Source organism: Formosa sejongensis, assembly GCF_033447105.1.
Taxonomy (GTDB): domain Bacteria; phylum Bacteroidota; class Bacteroidia; order Flavobacteriales; family Flavobacteriaceae; genus Formosa.
This window is the reverse complement of sequence record NZ_JAWQUN010000001.1, coordinates 466902-485588: the sequence shown is the minus strand read 5'-3', so window position 1 is coordinate 485588 and position 18687 is coordinate 466902. Positions and strand designations below refer to the sequence as shown.

The window sequence follows — 18687 nt, the reverse complement described above, 5'->3', positions numbered from 1 at the left end:
GTTGTTTGGTTTGTAAGTAAAGTTTGTTTTAAAACTAGAGTGATGCTCCTTAATAATTAAGACCATACAAAACACAAATGGTTTAATGTCTTAAACAGAATTACATGTATTACATTAAATCACACCATATTTTTTGTATAAAAAAAGCCCATTCTATTTAAGAACGGGCTATAATATGATAATATAATATTAATTATTTTTTACGCATGTATACACTAACAGGCACTCCATTAAAATCGAAATGCTCGCGTAATTTATTTTCTAAAAATCGTTTATACGGATCTTTTACATACTGTGGTAAGTTACAGAAAAATGCAAATTGTGGTTGCGAAGTTGGCAATTGCGTAATAAATTTAATTTTTACGTATTTCGCTTTATATGCTGGCGGCGGATAGCTTTCAATTATAGGTAGCATCACTTCGTTTAAAACACTTGTTTTAATTTTCTTAGTTCTGTTCTTATAAACTTCTACAGCTGTTTCAATAGCTTTAAAAATACGTTGTTTGTTTAAAACTGAAATAAACACGATTGGCACATCTGTAAAAGGTTCCATCTCACGACGAATTTGTCTTTCAAATTCTTTAGCCGAATTGGTTTCTTTTTCAACCAAATCCCATTTATTTACAAGAATAACAATCCCTTTTCTGTTACGTTCTGCTAACCAGAATATATTCTGAACCTGGCCGTCGAAACCTCTTGTTGCGTCTAATACAATAATACATACATCACTATGCTCAATGGCACGCACACTACGCATTACAGAATAAAACTCTAAGTCTTCCTTTACTTTAGATTTACGACGAATTCCAGCCGTATCAACCAAATTAAATTCAAAACCAAAACGGTTATATTTTGTATCGATAGAATCTCGAGTCGTTCCAGCTATATCTGTAACAATGTAACGTTCTTTACCAATCAATGCATTTATAAAAGACGATTTCCCTGCATTAGGGCGACCAACTACTGCAAAACGAGGCAAAGCATCTTCTTCCTCTTCCTCTACATGTTCTGGTAAAGCTTTAACAAGAGCATCTAATAAATCTCCTGTTCCACTACCATTTATACTGGCTACGTTATAATATTCACCTAAACCTAACGAATAAAACTCTACAGCATCTTCTGCACGTTTTCCGTTATCTACTTTATTTACTACTAAAAACACAGGTTTAGTAACTTTACGCAATAACTTAGCTACGTCTTCATCCATTCCTGTAACTCCAGTCTCTACATCTACCATAAAAATAATAGCATCTGCTTCTTCAATAGCTAAAACGACTTGTTTATCGATCTCAGCTTCAAACACATCATCACTCCCCTTTACATATCCTCCTGTATCTATTAACGAAAATTCCTTTCCGTTCCAGTCACTTTTACCGTAATGTCTATCGCGAGTAACCCCACTAACGGCATCTACAATGGCTTCACGTCGTTGTATTAAACGATTGAAAAATGTTGACTTTCCAACATTTGGTCTTCCTACTATGGCTACTATATTACTCATATACTTTTAATTGTCTGCAAAGGTAGTGTTTACAAGTTTAAGAAAAAACTGTATTTTAACGCATTCTTTTAAACGTGAGAAAAAACATGATATTAGATAACGACATTGTACTTCGCCCAAGGTTTAACATGGATTTACCCAAGAGTAATGAAACTATTTTAACTGTTTTTGAAGATTTAAAAAATACCCAAACAGAATTTATAGTGTCGCGTGTAGACGATCATGTTTTTATTCGCATTCCGAAGCACAAACAACATTTTTGGTCTCCACAATTACATCTTGAAATCAACGAGTTAGAAGACGGAAATTGCAAGCTTCACGGGCTTTTCGGGCCTAATCCGACCGTTTGGACGCTCTTTATATTTCTACATTTTGTAGTCGCAATGCTTTTTTTTGGCTTCGGTGTTTGGGGCTATTCCAACTGGGCTTTGAAGACCGCTTTCGGATTACAATTAGGTATTTGTATAACGATGATTGTACTCTGGTTTGCACTCTATTTTATAGGACGTGCTGGCCGAGCAAAAGGAAAAAACGACATGATTATTTTACATCGTTTTATGAAACAAAACCTAAATTTATAAAATTTTACACCAAATTATTTCTGATTATATCCAAAACGACGCAATTGGACAGAGTTTGAACGCCAGTTTTTGTTCACTTTTACGTATAATTCTATGTGAATTTGTTTTCCAAAGAATTTTTCTAAATCTTTTCTTGCCTCTACACCTACGCGTTTTAAAGCCGAACCTTTATGACCAATAATAATTCCTTTTTGTGTTTCGCGTTCTACCATAATTACCGAACGTACACGAATTATTTGTTCTTCTTCGAAAAACTCTTCCGTATCAACCTCAACAGCATAAGGAATTTCCTTTTTGTAATGCATTAAGATTTTCTCACGAATAGTTTCATTGATAAAGAAACGCTCTGGCTTATCGGTTAACTGATCTTTTGGATAAAACGGTGGAGAATCTGGAAGTAATTCGATAATACGATTAAAAACTTCAGAAACGTTAAAACCTTCTAAAGCAGAAATTGGAAAAATCTCAGCATTTGGGACTTTACTACTCCATAAACCTACTTGCTCTTCTAGTTGACCTTGATCTGATTTATCAATCTTATTAAGCAGTAATAAAACAGGAATTTTAGCTGCGGTAATTTTATTGAAAAAGGCTTCATCTTTTAATTCTGTTTCACCTATTTCAACCATATAAATCAATACGTCTGCGTCTTCAAAAGCCGATTTCACGAAATCCATCATAGACGATTGCAATTCGTAAGCCGGTTTAATAATCCCAGGAGTATCTGATAAGATTACTTGAAAATCATCTCCATTTACAATACCTAAAATACGATGACGCGTGGTTTGTGCCTTAGATGTGATGATGGATAACTTCTCACCTACAAACGCATTCATCAATGTTGATTTCCCTACGTTTGGATTCCCTATAATATTTACAAAACCTGCTTTATGATTCATCTTTTACTGCATTTTAGTGGTTGCAAAGTTACAACCTTGGTTTATTAAATCCGCTTTTACGAACATAATACTTTGTTTTCAATTCAATTTAAATGAAAAAAGCGACTAAGAAGTTCTTAATCGCTTTTTATATTTGTGTTTAAGAAGTTTACATTCCTATTAAACTCATGGCTTGTTTTAAAATTTCTGGATTACTAGAAATCCAACTCATTACTTTACTAGTTAATTCTGGATTACTCATAGCGTACTGTAATAGTTTAGATTTCGTACCTGAACCTGCTAAATAATCTGTAATCTGAGATTTAGTATCAGAACTCGTTGTTAAGTAATTTGTAACCTGTGAACTTAATGTTGAGTCTGAACCAGAAACCAAAACATTTTTTACTTTATCTTGAGCCGCAGAACTGTTCATAAAGTAAGTCTTCATCTGAGCTGCACTCATATTAGATACTAATGAACTAGCCGTTGAACTTGTTGTAGATTTTGTTGAATCACAGCTATAAAACGCTGTAAAGCTTAAGGCTAACGCCAATACTACGAGTGTTTTTTTCATGACTATTATTTAATATATACTTATGTTTTTTAATGAAATTGTCTCAAACAGATTAACCCTTCTTCAAAAGCATTTTTAAATACAACTGTTCCACTTTGGTTCTTGCCCAAGGTGTTCGTCGTAAAAATTTTAAACTCGATTTAATTGAAGGATTTTCTGTAAAACAACGAATTTTAATATTATAGCCCATATATTCCCATCCATAATGCGCTTCAAGATCTACTAAAATCTGTTCTAATTTTACACCGTGTAAGGGATTATTTGGTTGACTTTCCATAACTTAGTTTCTTCTATCTCTGGTTCTGCGACCTGAATTAGAAGCACTACTTTTATTTGAATTTCTACTATCACTAGTCTTAGCTTTTGGAGCTCTAGATCTAGAACCACCGCCACCTTGTTTAATCGGTTCTGTTGAAGCGTTAGGATCTGGTTCAAAACCTTCAAGAATTTCTACAGGAATCTTCATTCCTATTAATTTCTGAATATCAGCTAAGAAAGATGTTTCATCTGCACTTACTAAAGAAATCGCTTCTCCACTTGCTCCTGCTCTACCCGTTCTTCCAATTCTGTGAACGTAATCTTCAGGAATATTAGGAATTTCGAAGTTTATAACGTGAGGTAATAATGGAATATCTAATCCACGTGCAGCAATATCTGTTGCTACCATAACGCGAATACTTCCATTTTTAAAACCTTCTAATGCCTTTGTTCGTGCTCCCTGACTTTTATTTCCGTGAATAGCTGCAGCTGTAATTCCCGAAGAAATCAACTTCTTCGTCAAATTATTAGCTCCGTGTTTTGTTCTTGTAAATACTAGAACCTGCTTCCATCTTCCTTCCGAAATTAATTTAATTATCAAGTCCGTTTTCTTTGCTTTAGCAACACGATATACTTTTTGTTGAATAACTTCAACTGTTGTATTTTCTGGAGTTGCCTCAACAGAAACAGGATACGTTAAGATGCCGTTCGCAAGTTTTTTAATGTCCTTTGAGAACGTTGCAGAAAACATTAAATTCTGACGTTTTTTAGGAATTAATTTAATGATACGTTCTATATCCTTAACAAATCCCATATCTAACATACGGTCTGCTTCGTCTAAAACAAATATTTCTACACTTGCTAAAGACAGTATATTTTGGTTACATAAATCTAATAATCGTCCTGGAGTTGCGACTAAAACATCTACTCCACGCTTAATTGTTGTTGCTTGTGGTTTTTGATTAACACCTCCAAAAATCACTGCCGATTTAATATCTAAAAACTCGCTATATTCTTTAACGTTTTCATAGATCTGCGCTGCTAATTCTCGAGTTGGCGTAAGTATTAAAGCGCGCACTGGGCGATGCCTTTTGGCTGTTCCTTCGCTTAAAATTTGAAGTAATGGCAACGTAAAACCCGCGGTTTTACCTGTACCTGTTTGTGCCGACGCCAATACATCCTTCCCTTCTAAAATGGGTGGAATTGCTTTTTCTTGAATTGGAGATGGCGTGTCGTATCCTTTTTTATTGATTGCTTTCAATAAGGCATCAGATAGGCCTAGTGAATTAAATGACATACATTATTATTGAAGAAAATGACATACAATTATTTTAATGTCATTCTTTATGAAGTTGCAAAAGTACGCTTAATTTTTCACGCATAGCATCATTTTAAGAAGAGTTACTAAAATTAGAGTCACGAAACACATCACAAATCAGTCATTAACCTTCTTATTTTAAGCGGTTTCATCATTTGTAACGTTTACCATATCTTGTTTCATTTTAACTCCTAAAATATAAGCTCCATTAACATATTTGTATCAAATATTAAATAAAACAACCTTTTAGCAGTTGAAAACACTCAGAAATATTCATAATATCGATTACAAAAGAAGCCATACATAAATCCTAAAAGAGTGAAACAACAGTCAAATAAATCGTATTTTTACATTCCGTTTATCAGCTTTAGAAAATGCATATTTCTGAAGTTAAAAATTACGATACAATGCATAATTTAATTCAGAAATACAACATTCCAGGACCTCGTTACACCAGTTATCCAACCGTACCATATTGGGACGAACAAGGCATATCTCCAGAAAATTGGATAAGTACGCTTAAAAAATCATTTAACGAATCGAATACTTCCGAAGGCATAAGCCTGTATATTCATTTACCTTTTTGCGAAAGTTTATGTACGTTTTGCGCCTGCAATAAGCGTATTACGAAGCAACATGGTGTGGAAGTGCCTTATGTAGACATGGTTTTAAAAGAATGGAATATGTATTGTGAAATTCTTGAAGACAAACCTAATATTAAGGAAATACATTTAGGTGGCGGAACACCAACATTCTTTTCTTCGGAAAATTTATCCAAACTCATACATGGCATTTTTGAAACAGCTACTAGAGCTGAAGATTTCGAATTTAGTTTTGAAGGACATCCAAATTACACAACTAAAGAACAATTACAAGTTTTATTCGATTTAGGATTTAAACGTAACAGTTTTGGGATACAAGATTACGACCCAATAGTTCAGAAAGCGATTAATCGCATGCAATCTTTCGAAACTGTAAAACGTGTTACTAACGATTCTCGTGCCATAGGTTACGACTCTGTAAGTCACGATTTAATTTTCGGATTGCCGTTTCAAAATGAAGACAGTATACGAGAAACCATAAAAAAAACAGTCGAATTAAAACCAGACCGTATCGCCTATTATAGTTATGCACATGTCCCGTGGATAAAAGGAAACGGACAACGCGGATTTAAAGACACCGATTTACCACAAGACAACGAAAAGCGTGCTTTATACGAACTAGGAAAACAATTGTTTTTCGATGCTGGTTATGTAGAAATCGGAATGGATCATTTTGCATTATCAACAGACAATATGTATGTTGCAATGAAAAATAAAGCGCTGCACCGTAATTTTATGGGCTATACCTCCGGAAAAACAAAACTTATGATTGGTTTAGGCGTATCGTCGATAAGTGACTCTTGGTACAGTTTTGCTCAGAACGAAAAAAACATAGACGATTACTATGCCCGTTTAGAAGCTGGTGAATTACCCATTTTTAAAGGTCATTTATTATCTGAAGAAGATTTAGTGGTAAGACAACACATTCTAAATATAATGTGTAATCTAGAAACATCATGGAAAGATTCTAAAATGAAATTGAAAGAGCTTCCTGAGATCCTATCTCATTTAAAAGAAATGGAAGACGATGGGGTTCTCGACATTCTTAAAGATGGTTTAATTGTAAAAGAAGAAGGTCGTATGTTTATTAGAAACATTTGTATGGCTTTCGATTTGAAACTCCTTCAGAATAAACCAGAAACTAAGATTTTTTCAATGACAATATAATTCATTTATTTCCAAATCATATTTGAATCTAGAATCCAAATTAGTAATTTTTTATTTAAATGATATATTATGAAAACGAAAACCTCTATAATTTTAGGACTTCTGCTTCTTCTCGTTGCAACTGCAATACACTTCTATTTTAAAAATGATTTCTCAGATTTCATGATAGGTCTATTATTTGGGACAGGAATTGCGATCCTAATAATCGCTCTTATCAAAAGCAAAAAGTAAATTTAAAATACATTTATAAAATATATAGTACAAAAAAGGGAGGCAAATGCTTCCCTTTTTCTATAAAAATATTGCGTTCACCGCTAAAGAATAGCGAGAACTATCAGTACTGTATAGGCTCCAATATTAAATAGTAGTCTATTCTTTAAAACATGTAGATTATATGCATTTAGATTAAACAAAAGTGCGATACAAATACATTAACTAGTCAATATTTTATAAAATTACAACTCGTATTTAATACGTAACTCATAACTTTATGTTCAATATAAAACTAGTATAAAATGAAACATTCAAAATATATAAAACACACTATCATCTTAATAATAATGGCAATTATCTTTTCTTCTTGTGCTACAATTCCAGAAAAAGTAGAAGCTGTTAGTCCGTTTAACAAAGAAAAATATTTAGGAAAATGGTATGAGATTGCACGTTTGGATTTTAAATATGAAAAAGATCTGAATAACACTACTGCAAACTATACTATAAACCCTAACAACTCTATAAAGGTTGTAAACAAAGGTTATAATTATGTAAAAAAGGAATGGACAGAAGCCGACGGAAAAGCCAAGTTTATTGATAGCGATACTATTGCCAAATTAAAAGTATCCTTTTTCGGTCCGTTTTATGCTGGTTATAATGTCATTGCGCTAGCCGAAGATTATAAATACGCCTTAGTTGCTGGTAAAAACTTAGATTATTTATGGATTCTATCTCGAGAGACAACAATTCCAGAGCACATAAAACAAGACTTTTTAAACACAGCGGAAACCATTGGATACAACACAAAAAACCTGATTTGGGTGAAACACGACAAGTCCTAATGCGATTAGATACAGTGCTCAAATAAAATATTTTTCACAAATAATTTATAAAGTTTTCGGATATTTATAAAGTAGAAATTGATTTACGTTTAAAATAATAATTTCAAAACGAAATCGACCACACAACTAATCAATAAAAAACCAACTTTATGAAAAAATTATTAGCAGAATTCCTAGGCACCATGTGGCTAGTATTAGGCGGATGTGGAAGCGCAGTTATAGCAGCTGGATTTCCAGAATTAGGAATTGGATTTGTAGGAGTCGCCCTGGCTTTTGGACTTACCGTTTTAACAATGGTTTATGCCATTGGAAACATTTCCGGATGTCACTTAAATCCAGCGGTTTCAATAGGACTGGCGGTTGGAGGACGTTTCGACAAAAAAGATCTTATTCCTTACATAATTGCTCAAGTCCTTGGTGGTATTCTAGGAGCTGGAATACTATACGTAATAGCATCGGGTAAAGCTGGCTTTGAATTAGGTGGATTTGCAGCCAATGGATACGGAGAACATTCTCCAGGTGGCTACAATTTAATGTCTGCTTTAGTTTCAGAAATCGTAATGACGTTTATGTTCTTAATTATTATTCTTGGTGCGACACATTCTAAAACGCCTAAAGGTTTTGCGGGTATCGCTATTGGTTTAGGTTTAACACTTATTCATTTAATTAGTATCCCTGTTACTAACACCTCTGTTAACCCAGCAAGAAGTACAAGTCAAGCTTTGTTTGTTGGAGATTGGGCATTAGGCCAGTTATGGTTGTTTTGGGTAGCTCCAATTATTGGCGCCGTTATAGCAGGTGTAGTTTATAAATATTTAGCACCAGAAAAAGCATAAAAGCATATAAAAAATATTTTGTAAATAGACTGTTTTTTAATACATTAGGATACTAACTGTAAAAATAAAATCATGAGAAGTCTACTTTGGCTTGTTGCCGTAATTTGCATTATCGTTTGGCTTTTAGGAATGCTAGATATAGTTCCTGGACTTGCCACAAACAGTTTAATTCACATTCTTATAGTAATTGCCATTATTGTAATTCTTTACAATATAATCTCTGGACGTAAACCTTTATAAGAGCGTTTTACTTTTTAAAATAACAATCTACTTTTAGACTATAACTTTGTTGTCTAAAAGTAGATTGTTTATTTTTACACTTTCCTTAAAAAATTATCATGGGTAAAAAAACAGATCATATAGCACCACATATCGAAGACTTTATAGCTAATCAGCATTTGTTTTTCGTGGGCACGGCTGCTGCCGAAGGTCGCATAAATGTATCTCCAAAAGGCACAGATAGCTTTAGAGTAATTAATAAAAATAAAATTATTTGGTTGAATTTAACCGGAAGCGGAAATGAAACCGCTGCACACTTACTACTAAACAATAGAATGACCATTATGTTTTGTGCGTTTGAAGGCAAACCTCTTATTTTGAGACTTTATGGAAATGCTACAATTTTTCATCCAAGAGATAACGCTTTTGACACCTACAGCTCTTATTTCCCTAATGCGGTTGGCTCTAGACAAATTATTGAAATGGATGTAGATTTGGTGCAAACCTCATGCGGATTTGGCGTGCCATTTATGGATTACAAAGAAGAGCGCACCACTCTAAATGAATGGGCAACACAAAAAGGTCCAGAAGGCATTGAACAGTATTGGGTCGATAAAAACACCGAGAGTATTGACGGTTTCGAAACGCAAATTATTAAATAAAATGGAACACACACATATTGCAATAAATTTCACGAAAAAGCCTACTCCCGAAGATTACATAACCTTTATTACCGAATCTAACATACCGCTTTTATCAGAATTTAAAGGCAAAAAAGGTGCATTTTTATCGGATTCGACTTTAGACGAATTTGTAAAAGCAGAATTATTACACGACGATTACACATTAACTCAAGACTCTAAAAGAAAACTATTAACACTATCTAGTGGTGAACGTAAAAAAGCGTTATTCAATCATCTTTTAAAAGCGAATCCTCAGTTTTTAGTCGTAGTCAATCCGTTTGATTCCTTAGATGTACAAAATGTAGACGAATTAAAAGTGCGTTTAATATCACGTTCTGAAGACATTCCCATCATACAATTCTTTAGCAGAAAAGACGAAATATTACCCTGCATTCAATATATTTTGAAACCTGAAGCTGATACTTTTAAAATTCAGCCTCTTTCAGAATATATAAATGAAGGCAATGGAAATTCGAATTTAGAATTTTCAAAACCGCTTCCTAAACCCTTTTCAAAACAAATAAAAAGTTTACCATCAACATTAATCGAATTAAAGAAAGTTAATGTTTCTTACAACGACAAACCGATTTTAAAAAACATTAGTTGGTCGATTAATCAAGGTGAGTTTTGGGAACTAAAAGGGGCTAATGGTACCGGAAAATCGACTTTGGTTACGATGATGATTGGAGACAATCCAAAAGCGTATGGTCAAGATGTGTTTTTATTTGGATCTAAACGTGGTTCAGGTGAAACCGTTTGGGATATAAAACAAAATATAGGCTATTTTACACCAAGTATGATGCACTTATTTAACGGCCAACATACCGCTTTAAATATGGTGATTTCGGGTTTAAAAGACAGTATTGGTTTATACCAAGTTCCTACAGATTTGGAGGTGAATTTAGCCAAACAATGGTTACAATTAATAGGATTAGATACGATTACAAACACAAATTATTATTACCTGTCTGAAACCAATAAACGGTTAATTTTAATTTGTAGAGCCATGATTAAACACCCTCCTTTAATTTTGTTGGACGAGCCTACGGTTGGTTTGGACGATAAAGGCGCCATGGTATTTATTAGTTTAGTTCAGAAAATTGCAAAGGAAAGTAATACTGCGGTTTTGTATGTATCGCACAAAACGGAACCCGAATTAAAACCAACACATATTTTTCAATTGGAACGTACAAATTCTGGTTCGATTGGAAAAATTATTACACCAGCTAATTAGCATAAAAAGGTAAATGATAGTCGATAAATTAAGTATAACAGAACATATTCCTAAACGGATTTTACCACTTATTATAATTTCTCAATTCTGTTGTACTTCACTTTGGTTTGCTGGAAATGGTGTTATGGACGAGCTTATTCAAGTCTATAATTTAGATACTTCTGCGCTAAGCTTTCTCACTTCTGCAGTGCAATTTGGATTTATTCTAGGCACATTTGTTTTTGCTCTATTTACAATTTCAGATCGGTTTTCGCCTTCTAAAGTTTTTATGGTGAGTGCTTCTTTAGCCGCTATTTTTAATTGCGGATTGGTACTAAAAGGTCAATCGCTAACATTGCTGCTTACTTTACGTTTTTTAACGGGATTCTTTCTTGCTGGTATATATCCTATAGGCATGAAAATCGCAGCCGATTATTATAATCAGGGTTTAGGAAAAGCTCTTGGGTTTTTGGTAGGTGCCTTAGTATTAGGAACAGCTTTCCCTCATCTTTTAAGTAACATTACGGAACATTTACCCTGGGAAAGTGTAATCTACACAACATCTCTACTCTCAATTTTAGGAGGATTTTTAATTTTAGTTTTCGTCCCCAATGGTCCGTTTAGAAAATCAAACACTAAAACGGACTTCTCTATACTTTCGAATTTATTTAAAAACAGAGCATTTAAAGCTGCTGCATTCGGATATTTTGGGCATATGTGGGAACTTTATGCCTTCTGGGCATTTACACCAGTAATGATTGCAACCTACAACCTGCTTCATCCGGAAACAGAACTAAACATAGCTCTATTTTCATTTTTAGTTATTGGTAGCGGTTCATTTAGCTGTGTTTTTTGTGGCATACTTTCAAAATACAAAGGCTTAAAAACGTCTGCATTTTACATATTATTAGCTTCTGCAATCTGTTGTCTGTTATCTCCTTTTAGTTTCTACTTAAATTCAGCTCTATTTTTTATATTGTTTTTAATCTTTTGGGGTATGGTTGTGGTTGCAGACTCTCCGCTCTTTTCAACCTTGATTGCTAATAACACAGCTCCGGAAACTAAAGGAAGTGCACTAACCATTGTAAACTGTATAGGGTTTTCTATCACTATTATTAGCATTCAGACTTTAGGATTTCTACAAACAATCATCAATCCAACGCTAATATATTTAGTTTTAGCCATTGGACCTATTCTCGGATTAATTGCATTAAAAAACAAGAAACAACTACCAACTGTTTAATAAATTAAGATCATTCGAATCATGTCATTAATCAACTAAAAAGTAAACAAGACAATTCTTTTTGTAAAATAAACTTTACTTTTTAAAACTATTTATCTACATTTGTGTCAAGTTAACTTAACATTTACTAAAACACACTTGACTTATGGAACCACAAAACTGGAATAAAAAAGTAAAACAAAACACAAAAACATTAGCCTTTTGGACCTTGGCTTGGCTATTGTCTATGGCTCTAGCAACCTTTGGCCCAAAATTTATTTGGGAAGATAATTTCACATTTACTTTAATAGGTGTTATTTTGAATTTTTTAATAGGAATAGGAATGATTTATGCAAATATGAAACAACTAAAAGGTCTTGATGAGTTGCAACAAAAAATTCAATTGGAAGCTATGGGTATTGCCTTAGGCGTTGGTATTGTAGGAGGTTTAAGTTATTCTTTATTAGACACAACCAATATCATTTCGAAAGATGCTCAAATTTCATTCTTAGTTATGGGGATTTCTATTACCTATTTAGTAGCCACTTTTATTGGAAACAAAAAATACAAATGAAAAACAGACTAAAAGTACTACGCGCTGAAAACGATATGACACAAGCCGATTTAGCCAATAAACTCGAAGTATCCAGACAAACAATTAATGCTATAGAAAAAGGAAAATTCGATCCGAGTTTACCTCTTGCTTTTAAAATTTCAAGACTTTTTAAGCAAGAAATTGAGGCTATTTTTATAGATGAATAATTTTATATCTAAATATCATGCTCAATTTGTTTTAGTAATGCAAAGCAGGAGTAATGAGAATATGACACAAGCTTAAGGTGAATATAAATTCAACACTAAAGCACAATTGTTTCTCAATTTAAAAGATTCCTGATCTTCACTATTCATGTCTTTATCAAAATAATAACTACTCCTCCTTTTTATAAACATGCGGATTTTCGACTATGCCTTTTTTAAATATTTTTCTAATATTCATTCTTAAAAACGAATCAATTTTTAAAACCTGATTTGTTAATTTTTGTTCTGGTCGGCCTCTAAATGTAGTTACATGAAACGAATCGGTAGTTTGAAGTGGGCTATCTGAAAAGTAATAATTAGACACACATTGTCTTGATGCATCTGCTGTAACAGGACTCACAGAATGCCAGGATGCCTGATGAGTGGCCATTACAATAAGCCTATTAAACTTAGAATGCACAACGGTTTGTGGTTTATCCAGACCATTTGGCCAAAGTTCTAAATGTCCGCCATTATCATCTTTCCAATCAGGACTTACATAATACAGTAAATTTAAAACACGCCAGCGATTTCTATCCTTATCGTGAGAATTATCTAAATGCGGATTTAAAAACTGATCTTTATGCATAGCAGAAATTCCGCCTGCATATAACTTTTCATCTGGATATAAATCGTCTATTTCACAAATCTCACGAACCAATCTTACAATTTTTTCATCTTGAAAAGCATAAATAGCTTCTTCTAAAATAGGATTGTATTTATTCATTTGAGCAGCTACATGTTTATATTCACGTAAGCTCTTTTTAAGTGTCATATCTTCTGGTGAAGGAAATTGATTATGAATTTCTGTAGCGATATCAACAGGCAAAATAGTATCGATATAAAAATATCCTATTTTATCTTTTGAGTCATTAAACTGAAGCTTTAATGATTCTTTTTCTGCAATCAACCGATCTATAATTAGCTTGGACAAACTGTTGCGATCTATAGAATCTTTATTCATTTTAATGGGGTTTATATAACTGTAAATAATATTATGCTTTTGTATTAAAGCGGATTAGCACTAAATGTATCCCCCTGAGAAACATCGCCAGACATAAATCCTTTTTTAAACCAACGCATACGTTGTTCTGAAGTCCCATGTGTAAAGGAATCTGGAACTACACGACCTGTAGATTGTTTTTGCAAACGGTCGTCGCCAATAGCATTTGCAGCATTTAAAGCTTCTTCTAAATCCCCATCCTCCATCATCTGTGTCATGGCTTGTGAGTGATGTGCCCAAACTCCAGCAAAGTAATCTGCTTGAAGTTCTAAACGCACAGAATACTTACTATATTCTGTTTCACTGACCTGACCTCTTAACTGTTGCATTTTATCTGTAATACCCATAATTTTCTGAACATGATGTCCGACTTCGTGAGCAATAACATAGGCTTGAGCAAAATCTCCTGGCGCATTCATTTGGCGTTCCATTTCATCAAAAAAACTGATATCTAAATATAATTTTTCGTCACCTGGACAATAAAAAGGACCAGTTGCACTGGAAGCCGCACCACAAGCAGATGCTACAGAACCCGTAAAGAGCACTAAGGTTGGTTCTCGGTAATTTGTTAAGAGCTGATTCCAAACATCTTCTGTACTCGCTAAAATGGTTGTACTAAATTCAGCTAGTTGTTCATCTTTTTCGGTTGGTTGATAAGTAGTCGAGGATTCTGTTTGTATTGGTCCACCTCCTAAAACTCCACTAACTAAATTTAACGGATTATACCCTGTTACAACCGAAAATAAGATGACGATTCCAACAACAATTAATCCTTTTTTAGAAAATAAAAGCTTTACTAACGGAATCAATAACATTGGACTAATACCACCTGATCCTCTTCTGCGACCTGGACCACTTTGCCCTCTGCGATCTTCTACATTAGAACTTTGCCTTCTTCCTTGCCATTTCATAATACAGTTTTGCTTTAGTTGGTTTCTCTTTTAAATAAATTTAATCAAATTTACTTTACATTGTTTAGATGTACAATCTAAATTTAAAATGATTAACGTAATCTAAAAATTATTCCAATACTAATCCCCAATTGATGCACATCAATCGGGGTTTATAATCTATATAAAAAACACTTAAATTCTATTCTCTTTTTTATTTAGTAACAGGACCTAGAGGCATAATTACTTTCCCGTAAACTTCGTTTAACAAAGTACCAACACCTGCATAAATCGCAGAAGCACCACAAATAATACCTTCGTAACCTGTAATCGTTCCGATAAGTTCACTACCTGTATATCTCCCTAAAGCTAACAAGAAAAATAAGATGGTTAAGCTTCCAAATACAAATTGAAGTGCTTTACTAATTCTTAAGGTTCCAATAAAAAAAAGACCTGTAAAAATGCCCCACATAATAAAATATGCAATCATTCCGGCTGTCGACGTCCCTTCATAGATGTCTAATTCCGGCATTAAAAGTAATCCAACTAATGTTAACCAGAAAAAACCATACGATATGAATGCGGTCATCCCAAAGGCATTATTCTTTTTAGATTCTAAAATTCCTGCTATAATTTGTGCAGAACCACCGTAAAAAATCCCCATGGCTAAAATCATAGAATTTAATTCGTAAAAACCAGCATTATGCAGATTTAATAAAACGGTTGTCATTCCAAAAGCTAAAAGTCCTAATGGACCAGGATTCGCCGAACCATCTTTAATTATTACTGTCTTTTCTTCCATTTGTCTTACTTGTATTTAATGTTTATATTATAAATTTAATTTACTCCTATAACTTCTAGTTTATACTGCATTTTATTAAAAATTTAATTTTAAACACACAATATAAAGATAATCCCAAATAATATGTTGAAAAATTACGAAATTTACACATCTATTAATGTGATTTATGCTATTTTTTTGAATGAAAAATAATCACCATTAAATACAAATAACTTTATATGCAAGACATAAGTATTTTGGGATGTGGTTGGCTAGGTTTCCCACTGGCAGAAACACTCCTAAATAAAGGATACCACATAAAAGGAACAACAACTAAGGTAGAGAAATTAACAACACTCAAATCGGTTGGTATTGTTCCTTATCTAGTCGATATACATTCTAAATCTTTGAATACTAAATTTTTAGATTCTGATATTTTAATTATTTTAATAACCTCAAAAAATGTTGATGCTTTTAAACAGCTTATAAAACACATTGAAGCATCCCGAATTAAAAATGTTATTTTTATAAGTTCCACTTCCGTCTATCCAAACACAAATACGGTGGTTACTGAAGAATCCCAAACGAAATCAAGTCCGCTTGTTGATATTGAAAATCTTTTTCTAAATAATAAAACCTTTAAGTCGTCTATAATCCGATTTGGCGGTTTATTTGGTTATGGCAGAAAACCGGGAAATTTTATTCGATCGCATAACACAATTCCTAATCCTGAAGGGTTTATAAATTTAATACATCAAGACGATTGTATAAATATAATTAACGCTATTATTGAAAAGAACATTTGGGGAGAAACACTAAATGCATGTTCTAATTCTCATCCTAAACGTTCAGATTTTTACATTAAGGAAATGGCTAAAGTGGGAAGATTACATCCGATATTAGATCCTGAATCCGCTAACGATTATAAAATTGTTAATCCTGAGAAACTTATATCGCTATTAAACTTCACTTTTAAATATTAAGATTTGATGAACTATTAACATGTTGGAATATTGAATTATAAACAAAAAAAAATCATCAGTACATTATAATAATATACTGATGATTTTTAAATATTATCAAAAGACGAAAGTAATCTAATTCTTAATTTTAAATTCCTGAACACCTTCCTCTAACCATGTTTGATATATTTCCGGGTCTGGAAGATAAGCCACTGGCTCTAATAATTGGTCTTCATTATGATCTATAATAACATAAAAGGGTTGTGAATTAGACTTGTATTTAATGGTCTGCATTTCACTCCATTTTTGACCAATATATTTTAATTTCTTTCCTGGTTTCAACTTAGATTCTACAATATCACCTTCCGCTAACGGACGTTTATCATCAACATACAAGGAAATCAAAACAACGTCATTTTTTAAAATATTTAAAACACCTGGTTTTGGCCAAACATTCTGTTCCATCTTTCTACAATTTACACAAGCCCAACCCGTAAAATCTAACATAATAGGCTTACCTACTTCCTTAGCGTAAGCTAGACCTTTATCATAATCATTAAAGGCCATTATATCGTGAGGTGCTAATAAATGCGCCCCATCTGGCAATTCTGCATGAACCTCTGTATTAACTCCACCTCCAAGTTTAGAGAATCCTACACCATAAGGCGATTCGCTATATTCTTGTGGCGGTGGAAATGCACTAATAATATTTAAAGGTGCTCCCCAAAGTCCAGGAATCATATAAATGGTAAATGCTAAAACTACAAGACCTAAACTTAAACGACCTACAGAAATATGAGGTAATGGTGAGTCGTGTGGTAATTGTATTTTTCCGAACAAATAAAAAGCCAAAGTTCCAAAAATAGCAATCCAAATAGAAATAAATACTTCACGTTCTAGTATATGAAGTTGTAATACTAAATCGGCTTGCGATAAAAATTTAAAGGCTAAAGCCAATTCTAAAAATCCTAAAACTACTTTTACTGTGTTTAACCATCCACCTGATTTCGGTAATGAATTTAACCATCCTGGAAATGCTGCAAATAATGCAAATGGTAAGGCGATAGCCAAAGAAAACCCGAACATTCCTATAATTGGTGCTAGCCCTCCTTTAGATGCAGACTCGACCAAAAGCGTGCCTACTATTGGTCCTGTACAAGAAAAGGATACAATGGCTAATGCCAAAGCCATAAAGAAAATCCCAACTAATCCACCGCGATCTGCTTGAGAATCGACTTTATTTGCCCAAGAATTTGGCAGTACAATTTCGAAAGCCCCTAAGAACGAAGCTGCAAAAACCACTAATAATATAAAGAAAATCACGTTAAACCATACATTTGTTGCCAATGCATTTAAAGCACTTGCTCCAAATATCCCTGTTACCGCAGTTCCTAATAAAACATATATTACAATGATGCTAATTCCATAAATAACGGCATTCTTAATTCCAGCAGCTTTGGTTTTACTTTGTTTGGTAAAGAAACTCACTGTCATAGGAATCATTGGGAACACACAGGGTGTTAATAATGCTGCGAACCCGGATAAAAAAGCAATAAAAAAGATAGACCAAAGTCCTTTATTAGACTCTGATTTTTCAGCTTTTTTAATATTTTTCTCGGTAACTTTTATTTGTGTTTCCTCAGAATCTTGTTCTGCAGTTAACGTTTTGGCTGTAGCCGAAGCTGAGTTATCGTCCAAATAAAACTCCAAATCTATCTCTGTAGGAGGCATACATTGTGTATCATCACAGACCATAAACTCTACAAATCCTTCAATTTTTTTAATGGCCGAATTGACCTTTATATTTTGAACAAATCGGGCTTGACCTTCAAAAAACTTAATCTCCATTTCAAATACCGGATCGAAAACAGTATGCCCTTCCCCTTCTATTGTATTACCTTCTAAAGTAAATGTTTCTTCAGAATTATCGTAAATAAAAGTTGTTGGAATAGGACCATCATCTGGCACAAATTGAGAGTACAAATGCCAATTTGTATCAATATTTGCAGTAGAAATTAATTTGTATTCTGTATCTGAAATTTTCTCTACGGAAGTAGACCATTTTACAGGATCTAAGATTTGAGAAAAAGAAGTTAAACTGAATGTAAATAAAAGGGCAAAAAGAATATGCTTCATAGTAAATGAA

20 protein-coding genes are annotated in these 18687 nt (G+C 33.3%); 11 read left to right on the top strand and 9 right to left on the bottom strand.

Annotated features, from left to right (window positions below):
* Positions 1–193: 193 nt before the first annotated feature.
* Positions 194–1501 carry a ribosome biogenesis GTPase Der gene (gene der, locus R6X41_RS02045; protein WP_318496991.1) on the bottom strand — a complete coding sequence of 436 codons (1308 nt, stop codon included), beginning with the start codon at positions 1499–1501 and terminating at the stop codon, positions 194–196.
* A gap of 86 nt (positions 1502–1587) precedes the next feature.
* On the opposite strand from der, the gene R6X41_RS02040 reads away from it, so the two are divergent.
* Positions 1588–2082: a GTP-binding protein gene (locus R6X41_RS02040; protein ID WP_318496990.1), complete on the top strand. Its 495-nt coding sequence runs from the start codon at positions 1588–1590 to the stop codon at positions 2080–2082.
* Positions 2083–2096: 14 nt separating this feature from the next.
* On the opposite strand, the gene era is transcribed toward R6X41_RS02040, so the two are convergent.
* From era to R6X41_RS02020, 4 genes are all read right to left on the bottom strand, one after another.
* Positions 2097–2981, bottom strand: a complete 885-nt coding sequence (gene era / locus R6X41_RS02035) for a GTPase Era (protein ID WP_318496989.1) — start codon at positions 2979–2981, stop codon at positions 2097–2099.
* A gap of 148 nt (positions 2982–3129) precedes the next feature.
* Positions 3130–3534 carry a hypothetical protein gene (locus tag R6X41_RS02030; RefSeq protein WP_318496988.1) on the bottom strand — a complete coding sequence of 135 codons (405 nt, stop codon included), beginning with the start codon at positions 3532–3534 and terminating at the stop codon, positions 3130–3132.
* A 52-nt stretch (positions 3535–3586) separates the two neighbouring features.
* On the bottom strand, positions 3587–3811 hold the full coding sequence (locus R6X41_RS02025) for a VF530 family protein (protein ID WP_318496987.1): 225 nt from the start codon (positions 3809–3811) through the stop codon (positions 3587–3589).
* Between the two features lie 3 nt (positions 3812–3814).
* On the bottom strand, positions 3815–5089 hold the full coding sequence (locus tag R6X41_RS02020) for a DEAD/DEAH box helicase (RefSeq protein ID WP_318496986.1): 1275 nt from the start codon (positions 5087–5089) through the stop codon (positions 3815–3817).
* 428 nt (positions 5090–5517) lie between these two features.
* On the opposite strand from R6X41_RS02020, the gene hemN reads away from it, so the two are divergent.
* The 9 genes from hemN (at position 5518) to R6X41_RS01975 (ending at position 12869) form a co-directional block, all read left to right on the top strand.
* Positions 5518–6879: an oxygen-independent coproporphyrinogen III oxidase gene (gene hemN / locus R6X41_RS02015; RefSeq protein WP_318496985.1), complete on the top strand. Its 1362-nt coding sequence runs from the start codon at positions 5518–5520 to the stop codon at positions 6877–6879.
* Between the two features lie 515 nt (positions 6880–7394).
* Positions 7395–7934 (top strand): lipocalin family protein, encoded by a 540-nt coding sequence (locus R6X41_RS02010; protein WP_318496984.1) that lies wholly within the window; start codon positions 7395–7397, stop codon positions 7932–7934.
* A gap of 149 nt (positions 7935–8083) precedes the next feature.
* On the top strand, positions 8084–8770 hold the full coding sequence (aqpZ, locus tag R6X41_RS02005; protein ID WP_318496983.1) for an aquaporin Z: 687 nt from the start codon (positions 8084–8086) through the stop codon (positions 8768–8770).
* Between the two features lie 72 nt (positions 8771–8842).
* Complete coding sequence (locus tag R6X41_RS02000) at positions 8843–9010, top strand: lmo0937 family membrane protein (RefSeq protein ID WP_318496982.1); 168 nt, start codon at positions 8843–8845, stop codon at positions 9008–9010.
* Positions 9011–9108: 98 nt separating this feature from the next.
* Positions 9109–9651, top strand: coding sequence for a pyridoxamine 5'-phosphate oxidase family protein (locus R6X41_RS01995; protein ID WP_318496981.1), 543 nt, complete (start codon positions 9109–9111; stop codon positions 9649–9651).
* 1 nt (position 9652) lies between these two features.
* Complete coding sequence (locus R6X41_RS01990; protein ID WP_318496980.1) at positions 9653–10906, top strand: ATP-binding cassette domain-containing protein; 1254 nt, start codon at positions 9653–9655, stop codon at positions 10904–10906.
* Positions 10907–10919: 13 nt separating this feature from the next.
* Positions 10920–12128 carry an MFS transporter gene (locus tag R6X41_RS01985; protein WP_318496979.1) on the top strand — a complete coding sequence of 403 codons (1209 nt, stop codon included), beginning with the start codon at positions 10920–10922 and terminating at the stop codon, positions 12126–12128.
* Between the two features lie 145 nt (positions 12129–12273).
* Positions 12274–12681 (top strand): hypothetical protein, encoded by a 408-nt coding sequence (locus R6X41_RS01980; RefSeq protein ID WP_318496978.1) that lies wholly within the window; start codon positions 12274–12276, stop codon positions 12679–12681.
* On the top strand, positions 12678–12869 hold the full coding sequence (locus tag R6X41_RS01975; protein ID WP_318496977.1) for a helix-turn-helix transcriptional regulator: 192 nt from the start codon (positions 12678–12680) through the stop codon (positions 12867–12869). The genes R6X41_RS01980 and R6X41_RS01975 overlap by 4 nt, the downstream gene beginning before the upstream one ends.
* A 166-nt stretch (positions 12870–13035) precedes the next feature.
* Here the strand turns inward: R6X41_RS01975 and R6X41_RS01970 are convergent, their stop codons facing one another.
* The 3 genes from R6X41_RS01970 to R6X41_RS01960 form a co-directional block, all read right to left on the bottom strand.
* Positions 13036–13869 carry a 2OG-Fe(II) oxygenase gene (locus R6X41_RS01970; RefSeq protein WP_318496976.1) on the bottom strand — a complete coding sequence of 278 codons (834 nt, stop codon included), beginning with the start codon at positions 13867–13869 and terminating at the stop codon, positions 13036–13038.
* Between the two features lie 44 nt (positions 13870–13913).
* Positions 13914–14819, bottom strand: coding sequence for a KPN_02809 family neutral zinc metallopeptidase (gene ypfJ, locus R6X41_RS01965; RefSeq protein WP_318496975.1), 906 nt, complete (start codon positions 14817–14819; stop codon positions 13914–13916).
* A 193-nt stretch (positions 14820–15012) separates the two neighbouring features.
* Positions 15013–15600 (bottom strand): acetate uptake transporter, encoded by a 588-nt coding sequence (locus R6X41_RS01960; protein ID WP_318496974.1) that lies wholly within the window; start codon positions 15598–15600, stop codon positions 15013–15015.
* Between the two features lie 218 nt (positions 15601–15818).
* On the opposite strand from R6X41_RS01960, the gene R6X41_RS01955 reads away from it, so the two are divergent.
* Positions 15819–16562 (top strand): NAD(P)-binding domain-containing protein, encoded by a 744-nt coding sequence (locus tag R6X41_RS01955; RefSeq protein WP_318496973.1) that lies wholly within the window; start codon positions 15819–15821, stop codon positions 16560–16562.
* Positions 16563–16676: 114 nt separating this feature from the next.
* Here the strand turns inward: R6X41_RS01955 and R6X41_RS01950 are convergent, their stop codons facing one another.
* Positions 16677–18677 (bottom strand): protein-disulfide reductase DsbD family protein, encoded by a 2001-nt coding sequence (locus tag R6X41_RS01950; RefSeq protein ID WP_318496972.1) that lies wholly within the window; start codon positions 18675–18677, stop codon positions 16677–16679.
* Between the last annotated feature and the right edge of the window lie 10 nt (positions 18678–18687).

Excerpts from the sequence above, each read along its gene's own strand:
- der (WP_318496991.1), bottom strand. The coding sequence starts at position 1,501 with ATGAGTAATATAGTAGCCATAGTAGGAAGACCAAATGTTGGAAAGTCA.
- R6X41_RS02040 (WP_318496990.1), top strand. The coding sequence starts at position 1,588 with ATGATATTAGATAACGACATTGTACTTCGCCCAAGGTTTAACATGGAT.
- era (WP_318496989.1), bottom strand. The coding sequence starts at position 2,981 with ATGAATCATAAAGCAGGTTTTGTAAATATTATAGGGAATCCAAACGTA.
- R6X41_RS02030 (WP_318496988.1), bottom strand. The coding sequence starts at position 3,534 with ATGAAAAAAACACTCGTAGTATTGGCGTTAGCCTTAAGCTTTACAGCG.
- R6X41_RS02025 (WP_318496987.1), bottom strand. The coding sequence starts at position 3,811 with ATGGAAAGTCAACCAAATAATCCCTTACACGGTGTAAAATTAGAACAG.
- R6X41_RS02020 (WP_318496986.1), bottom strand. The coding sequence starts at position 5,089 with ATGTCATTTAATTCACTAGGCCTATCTGATGCCTTATTGAAAGCAATC.
- hemN (WP_318496985.1), top strand. The coding sequence starts at position 5,518 with ATGCATAATTTAATTCAGAAATACAACATTCCAGGACCTCGTTACACC.
- R6X41_RS02010 (WP_318496984.1), top strand. The coding sequence starts at position 7,395 with ATGAAACATTCAAAATATATAAAACACACTATCATCTTAATAATAATG.
- aqpZ (WP_318496983.1), top strand. The coding sequence starts at position 8,084 with ATGAAAAAATTATTAGCAGAATTCCTAGGCACCATGTGGCTAGTATTA.
- R6X41_RS02000 (WP_318496982.1), top strand. The coding sequence starts at position 8,843 with ATGAGAAGTCTACTTTGGCTTGTTGCCGTAATTTGCATTATCGTTTGG.
- R6X41_RS01995 (WP_318496981.1), top strand. The coding sequence starts at position 9,109 with ATGGGTAAAAAAACAGATCATATAGCACCACATATCGAAGACTTTATA.
- R6X41_RS01990 (WP_318496980.1), top strand. The coding sequence starts at position 9,653 with ATGGAACACACACATATTGCAATAAATTTCACGAAAAAGCCTACTCCC.
- R6X41_RS01985 (WP_318496979.1), top strand. The coding sequence starts at position 10,920 with ATGATAGTCGATAAATTAAGTATAACAGAACATATTCCTAAACGGATT.
- R6X41_RS01980 (WP_318496978.1), top strand. The coding sequence starts at position 12,274 with ATGGAACCACAAAACTGGAATAAAAAAGTAAAACAAAACACAAAAACA.
- R6X41_RS01975 (WP_318496977.1), top strand. The coding sequence starts at position 12,678 with ATGAAAAACAGACTAAAAGTACTACGCGCTGAAAACGATATGACACAA.
- R6X41_RS01970 (WP_318496976.1), bottom strand. The coding sequence starts at position 13,869 with ATGAATAAAGATTCTATAGATCGCAACAGTTTGTCCAAGCTAATTATA.
- ypfJ (WP_318496975.1), bottom strand. The coding sequence starts at position 14,819 with ATGAAATGGCAAGGAAGAAGGCAAAGTTCTAATGTAGAAGATCGCAGA.
- R6X41_RS01960 (WP_318496974.1), bottom strand. The coding sequence starts at position 15,600 with ATGGAAGAAAAGACAGTAATAATTAAAGATGGTTCGGCGAATCCTGGT.
- R6X41_RS01955 (WP_318496973.1), top strand. The coding sequence starts at position 15,819 with ATGCAAGACATAAGTATTTTGGGATGTGGTTGGCTAGGTTTCCCACTG.
- R6X41_RS01950 (WP_318496972.1), bottom strand. The coding sequence starts at position 18,677 with ATGAAGCATATTCTTTTTGCCCTTTTATTTACATTCAGTTTAACTTCT.